The 7,668-nt window shown below is 66.5% G+C and carries 2 protein-coding genes; both read right to left on the bottom strand.

Annotation, left to right across the window (positions count from 1 at the left end):
- Positions 1 to 1,174, bottom strand: a 1,174-nt coding sequence (locus ACFE99_RS19965) for an AMP-binding protein (protein ID WP_375488158.1), incomplete at its 3' end; no start/stop codon positions are given.
- A partial coding sequence (locus tag ACFE99_RS19960; RefSeq protein WP_375488157.1) for an amino acid adenylation domain-containing protein occupies positions 1,171 to 7,668 on the bottom strand: 6,498 nt, incomplete at its 5' end. The genes ACFE99_RS19965 and ACFE99_RS19960, both read right to left, overlap by 4 nt.

Here is a 7,668-nt window from a genome sequence, read left to right as displayed (position 1 = left end):
CCCCGGCACCGGCCACATACAACTCCCCCACCACACCCGCCGACACCCGGCGCAACCCCGCATCCAGCACAAAAAACGCCAGGCTCGCCAATGGCACCCCAATGGGGCTGGCACTGCTGTCAAGATCGTCGCCCATGATCTCCCGCAACGAGGCATGCACCGTCGTCTCGGTGGTGCCATACAGATTGAGCAGCCGCGCCGACCCGCGATGGTGATCTACCCAGGTCCTCAAACGCTGGGGCTCCAACGCTTCCCCGGCGAACAGCACAGCCTGAAGTTTGAGCCGCTCACCTAGCTCAGGCCGCAGCGCATCGGCGGTCTGCAAAGCATAAAACGCCGACGGGGTCTGGCTTAACACGCTGACCTGTTCACCGACCAACAAGGCGTGAAAATCCTGCGGCGAGCGGGCCACCGACTCAGGCACCACCACCAGCCGCCCGCCATACAACAGCGCACCCCACATCTCGCACACCGAGACATCGAAGGCCAACGAATGCCACTGCGACCACACCTGATCCGCCACCTGCATCCCAGCACCAAGTGCCTCCAGCAGCTGGGTGACGTTGCGGTGAGTGATGGCCACCCCCTTAGGCACCCCGGTAGTGCCCGAGGTGTAAATCAGGTACGCAAGATCATCTGCCGCCGGCGCCGGCAACCCCGTGACCGGACAGCCCTGGATGCGGGCATCCTCGACATCGACCACCACCACGTCGCGGCCGTCTAGCCGCGCCCGCAGATCCGCCGTGGTGATCGCGGCCACCGGCGCCGCATCGTCGAGCATGAACTCCATCCGCGCCGCCGGCAACGCCGGGTCGATCGGCACATAGGCCGCCCCACTCTTGAGCACCGCCAAAATCGCCACAATCGCCTCAGCCGACCGCGACAACAACAACGCCACCCGCTCACCCGGGCCCACCCCCTGGCCGACCAGCAGATGAGCCAACCGATTAGCCGCCTCATCCAGCTCGCGGTACGTCATTGACCGGCCCCGGCAACTCAGCGCCACCGCCTCCGGGCTACGCCCCACCTGCGCAGCAAACAACACCGGAATCGACGCCCCCACCCGCGCCGGCGCCGTCAACACCGCCCGATTACCCCACCCATCGAGATCGGCGTGCTCATCATCATCGAGCAAATCGATCGACAACAACCGCCGCGTCAAATCCGCGGTCACGACGGCTGCCCCAAATCAGCGGTCATCGCCGCCAACACTCGTTTGAAGCGCTTGATCATCCTTTCGATGCTGGCCGCGTCAAAGACATCGGTGTCGTATTCGACACGAAGACCGAGTTCCCGGCCCGGCTGGGCCATCACCGAAAGCGGGTAGTGGGTGGATTCGCGGATAGTGATCTCGGTGATAGCCAACTCGTGGTTGCCCAACAACGCGGCGGTGTCGACCGGATAGTTTTCGTAGACAAAGAAGGCGTCGAACAATTGGTCATGACCGGTGGCGCGGTGGATCTCGGGAAGCGCCAGGTGCTGGTGCTCAAGTGTGTGGTTGTGAGTGCTTTGGAGCTGCTCGAGGAGGTCAGCGATGGTGGTCGTCGGGCTGATGCGCGCCCGCACCGGCACGGTGTTGATGAAGAGGCCCACCATCGACTCCGCCCCGGTAACCTCGGTCGGCCTACCCGAGACCGCGGTGCCGAAGGCGACATCATGCTGGCCGGTCAGCCACATCAATAGCTGCGCCCAGGCGGCCTGCAGCACGATGTTGACTGTGGTGTGAGATGTGCGGGCCAGTTCGCTAAGCGCCCGTGTGGTTTCCTCCGGCACCCGGTGCGATTCCACCCGTCGTGGCCCAAGCCCTAACCGGCCCGGCGGACCCACCAGGGTGGGAGTGTCAAAGCCCGCGAACACCTCGCGCCACGCTGCTTGGGCCGCAGCGCGATCCCGGCCAGTCAACCAGGTGATAAAGCTGCGATAGGGCGCAGGAGCGGGCAGCCGTTGCCCGTAGTACCCAGCGATTATCTCGCGCAGCAGGATAGGTATCGACCAACCATCGAGAACGATGTGGTGATTGGTCAGTACCAGCCGATGCCGGTCTGCTCCGGTGCGGATCAACACCGCCCGAAACGCCGGCTGATGCGCCAAATCGCAAACCGCATCACGTTCGGCGGCGCGAACCCCCGCGACCTGTTCCTCGACATCGACATCTACGTCGCCGTCCAGTTCGACGTAACGCCAGGGCAACACGGGATCAGCGGGGATGACCTGCACCGGCTCGTCGAACTGATCGCAGAAACGGGCTACTAGGTTGGGGTGCCGGGTGATTACCGCGCGCACCGCTTCGCGCAGCCGATGTTGGTCGAGTGCACCGGTGACGGTGATGTCCACCTGCACCGCATACACATCGCTGCCCTGGGCGGTGCTGGCATGAAATAGCAACCCCTGCTGCAGTGGGGTCAACGGCAACACGTCAGCAATGTTGTATTGCTGGTAGAGCTCGTCGAGCTGCTGCTGGCTCAGCCGGGCCGGCGCGACATCCGACGGGCTCAACCCGCCGCCACCAGCTTGCACATGCGCGCAGATACCGGCCAATGCTTCAAACCACAACCGGCCCAACCGGCTGACCTGCGCGCGATCCAGCGCTGATTGGGCCCAGGTCCAGGTGGCGTGCAGCTGCAGGCCGGTGCCAGTGTCGACGGTGGCGGCGTTGAGCTCCACGGTGTGCCCCAATGCCATCGGCACCGCCGCCGTCGCACCGGTCAGCGACAAGCCCTCAGAGGAGAGCCGCCACAAATCACCAGACAACTCGGCCGCGGGGCCAAGCCTCCCGAAATAGTTGAACGCGATCGGCGGATCCGAACCATCGAGGTTCACCTCGGGGTTCAGATAGCGCAGCACACCATAGCTCAGCGGGTGCGGCAGGGCGCGCAGCTGCTCCTTGGCGTCCTTGATCACCGCTCCCAGCCCGGCCGCGCCGGCCAGCACGTGCTCCCAATCCAGGGGGTCGACCGTGAACGCCACCGGATATTTGGTGGTGAACCAGCCCACCGTGCGCGACAAATCCACCTCGGCGCCCAGCTCCTCGTGACGCCCATGACCCTCCACGTCGATGCCGATCGGCACGCCGGGCTGGCCGACAAACTGCGCCACCGCCAATCCGAAAGCGATCAGCAGAATGTCGTGAATACCGGCGTGGAACGCCGCCGGCACCTCACCCAGCAGCATCCGAGTGGTCTCGGCATCCAGCGACGCCGACAGGTGCCCGGCCGTGGCAAAGGTGTCCACCCGAGGCTGTACCGCCGGCAACACCGCCGGGGTGGCCGCCACCCGCCGCCACGCCTCGGCCTGATCAATCACCTCGGGATGGTGGGCGTGCTCGGCCAGCAGCGCCGCCCACCGGGCAAACGACGTGCCCGGTGCCGGCAGGGCGATCGGTTGCCCGGCCTGGTGCTGGACCCAGGCCAGGTTGAGGTCCTCAACCAGGATCCGCCACGACACCCCATCAACAGCCAGATGGTGAACGATCAGCACCAACTGGCCCGTGCAGCCAGCCCACAACGCGCGCAGCATCACCCCAGCGTGTGGGTTGAGCCGAGAGCGCGCTCGTATCAGCGCCGCATCGGAGAGCACGTCCACGGATTGCAGGCAGGTGCTAGCGTCCACCGAGCCCGCCTCGGGCACCGTCAACAGCCAGCCCCCCGCCGCGTCGTCATCGACACGGGCCCGCAGCATGGCATGCCGATCCAGCACCGCCTGCAGCAGCACCACCACGTCAGCCTGGCTCACCCCAGCCGGGGCCTGCAGCAGCATCGTCTGGTTGAACTGCTCCACCTGGCCATCCAGGCCTTGCAGCCAGCGCATGATCGGGGTCGCAACCACCGCTCCAACACCGTCATCGACTGGGCCAGTCTGCCCGGCGGCCACCGTGGCCACCCGGGCTAGCCGGGCCACCGTCTGCTCGACGAAGATGTCGCGTGGCCGACACAGCAGGCCCGCCGCGCGCGCCCGCGCCACCACCTGCATCGACAGGATGCTGTCTCCACCCAGCTCGAAAAACGACTCGTCGACCCCCACCCGCTCCAAACCGAGTACCTGTGCGTAGATGCCGGCCAGAATCTCCTCGACGGTGGTGGCCGGAGCCCGGTACTGATCGTTGTCGCGGTATTCCGGGGCCGGCAGGGCGCGGGTGTCGAGTTTGCCGTTGACCGTTAGCGGCAGCGCGTCGAGCACTACCACCGCGGCCGGCACCATGTAGGCCGGCAAGCGCTCGGCTAGCTTCTCCCGAATCACAGTCGGCTCAGGGCTGCCAGTCGCATATCCGACCAGCCGTCTATCGCCGGGTTGGTCCTCCCGGGCGATCACGACTGCCTGCTGAACCCCATCCAGGGCGGCCAATGCGGCCTGCACTTCGCCGAGTTCGATGCGATAGCCGCGGATCTTGACCTGCTCATCGGCGCGGCCCACATAATCAAGCTGCCCGTCATCGCGCCAGCGCACCAAATCCCCGGTGCGATACATCCGTATTCCCGGCGCCCCCGCCTCCCCGAACGGGCAGGCTACAAACCGCGACCCGGTTAATCCGGCCCGGCCGATATACCCATACGCCAGCCCCGCACCGGCCACATAGAGCTCGCCCTCCACACCGGCCGGCACCGAGCGCAACCACCCATCCAGCACGAAAAACGCGAGATGCGGCAGCGGCATCCCGATCGGGCTCGCCATGGTGTCCACATCGGCGTCGACGATTTGCCGCAATGATGCGTGCACGGTCGTCTCGGTGATGCCATACATATTGAGCAGCCGCGGTGACCCCGGATGGTTGTGCAGCCAGGTCCGAAGACGTTGCGGTTCGAGCGCTTCCCCGCCGAACACCACGGTCTCCAGCTTGAGCTGATCTCGCAGTTCGGGTGATAGCGTGTCGGCGGTTTCCAGCGCATAAAACGCCGACGGAGTCTGGCTCAGCACCCCGACCTGCTCAGCGACCAACACGGCGTGCAGCTCCTCCGGGGAGCGCACCACCGCGTCGGGCACGACCACCAGCCGCCCACCGTTCAGCAGCGCACCGAAGATCTCCCACACCGAAAAGTCGAACGCCAACGAATGACACTGCGTCCACACGCCCCCGCGCTCGACCTCAGCATCCAGCGCCTCCAGCAGGCGGGTCAGGTTTCGGTGGGGTATGGCCACCCCCTTGGGCACCCCGGTGGTGCCGGAGGTGTAAATGAGGTAAGCAATATCGTCCGCACCCGGCGCCGGCAGCGCGGTGCTGGATTGGCTGTCCACCGCGGGGTCGTCAATATCGAGTACCAGCAGGTCACACCGGCCCAGCCGCGGACGCAGCTGTGCGGTGGTGATCGCGGCCATCGGCTCGGCATCAGCGACCATGAACTCCAGCCGCGCCACCGGCGCCGCCGGGTCGATCGGGACATATGCTGCCCCCGTCTTCAACACCGCCAGCATCGCCACAACCGCCTCGACCGACCGCTCCAACAGCAGCGCCACGCAGTCACCAGGGCCTACACCGTGGCCGGCCAGCAGATGCGCCCACCGGTTGGCCGCCTGCTCCACCTCGCGATAAGTCCATGACCGCTCCCCGCAACTGACCGCCACCGTCTCGGGGGCGCGCGCCACCTGCTCGTCAAACAACACCGGAATCGACGCCGACCGCGTAGTGGCCGGCTGGGTCAATACCGCCCGATTGCCCCACGCATCCAGCCGCGCGTGCTCAGCCCCATCGAGCACATCGATCGACGACAACCGCCGCGCCGGATCGGCGGTGATCGCCGCCACCACCCGCTCCAACCGCTCGATCAGCGCCTCGATGCTGGCCGCGTCGAACACATCGGTGCGAAACTCCACCTCCCCGCAAATGCCGGCCGGCTCATCGTCCTCGCTCCAGCGCTCCGCCAGGAAAAACGTCAAATCCATGCGGGCAGTACGGGTATCCACTGCCAGCGGCGTAACCTGCACATCCCCCAACCTCATTTCCGCGGCATCGCTGTCTTGCCGGGCGAAGTTCTGCCACGCCACCACCACCTGCACCAGCGGGTGATGAGTCAACGATCGAGTCGGGTTGAGTCGCTCCACCAACACCTCAAACGGCACATCCTGATGCTCGAAAGCAGCCAGGGCCCGCGCCCGGACCTGTCCCAGCAGCTCATCCACGGTGGGATTACCGGCAACGTCGACCCGCAACACCAAGGTGTTGACGAAAAACCCCACCAATTCATCCAGCGCCGGGTCCCCGCGCCCGGCGATCGGGAACCCCACAGCTACGTCGCTGCTGGCGGCCAGCTTGGCCAACAGCACCGCCAGCGCGGCCTGCACCACCATGAAGCTGGTGGCGTTGTGCTCACGAGCCTCCCGGGCAATCTGCTGCTGCAAGTCCGCCGGCCACTGCAGCGCCACCCGGGCGCCGCGGTAATCAGCGACCGGCGGATAGGGCCGATCGGTGGGCAACACCAGCCGCTCGGGCATCCCCGCCAGCGCCCGCTCCCAATAGGCCAGCTGCGCGGCGATGCGGCTGTGCGGATCGGCCAACTCGCCGAACTGCGCGCGCTGCCACAGCGTGTAATCGACATACTGCACCGCCAACGGCGCCCAGCCCGGCGCCTGCCCCGCGCACCGGGCGCCATACGCCACCCCCAGATCACGCACCAGCGGACCGGCCGACCAGCCATCGGCGGCGATATGGTGCACCACCGCCACCAGCACATGCTCCGCGTCACCGACCCGGAAAAGCCGTGCCCGCAACGGGATCTCGGTCGCCAGGTCGAATGCGTGATGGGTCACCTCATCGATGGCCTCATCGAGCCGGGCTCCCGACCACCCGCTGGCATCGATGACGTCCCAACCAAAGTCGGCCCGCTCAACAGGGACTACCAGCTGCCGCGGTACCCCTTCAACCTCCGGGAACAACGTGCGCAGGCTCTCGTGGCGGCCCACCACATCGGCCAGCGCCTGGCGAAGCGCCTGAGCATCCAACTGCCCGCCCAGCCGCAACGCCACCGCCATGTTGTAAATCGGTGAGGGCCCCTGCAACTGATCAAGGAACCACAACCGGTTCTGCGCAAACGACAGCGGAACCACCGCGGGCCGCTCCACCGGCATCAACGGCTCAACCCGACCGGCCTCCCCACCCAGACGGGGTGCCAGCTGGGCCACTGTGGGCGCTTCAAACACAGCGCGCACCGACAGCCCGGCATCCAGACCGGTATTGACCGCGGCGATCATCCGCATCGCCAACAGCGAATCGCCACCCAAATCAAAGAATGAGTCGTCGACCCCGACCCGCTCCAAGCCCAGCACCTGGGCATAGACACCAGCCAGGATCTCCTCGGTGGGAGTGGCCGGGGCGCGATAGTGATCGGCCTCCTGATATTCAGGTGCCGGCAAGGCCCGTTTGTCGAGTTTGCCGTTGGGGGTCAGCGGCAGCGCGTCGAGCACTACCACCGCGGCCGGCACCATATAGGCCGGCAACTGCTCGGCAAGCCTGGCGCGGATCCGCGCCGGGTCGGCGCTGCCGGTGACATAGCCGACCAGGCGCTTATCGCCCGGGCGGTCCTCGCGGGCGATCACCGCCGCCTGCTCCACCCCATCGCAGCCGGCCAACGCCGCCCGGATCTCACCGAGCTCGATGCGATACCCGCGGATCTTGACCTGCTCATCGGCGCGGCCCAGGTATCGCAGCTGCCCATCGGCACGCCAATACACCAGATCCCC

The organism is uncultured Mycobacterium sp., assembly GCF_964249325.1.
Taxonomy (GTDB): domain Bacteria; phylum Actinomycetota; class Actinomycetes; order Mycobacteriales; family Mycobacteriaceae; genus Mycobacterium.
Note: the sequence above shows the minus strand (reverse complement) of the source record. Positions and strands in the feature narration are given on the sequence as shown.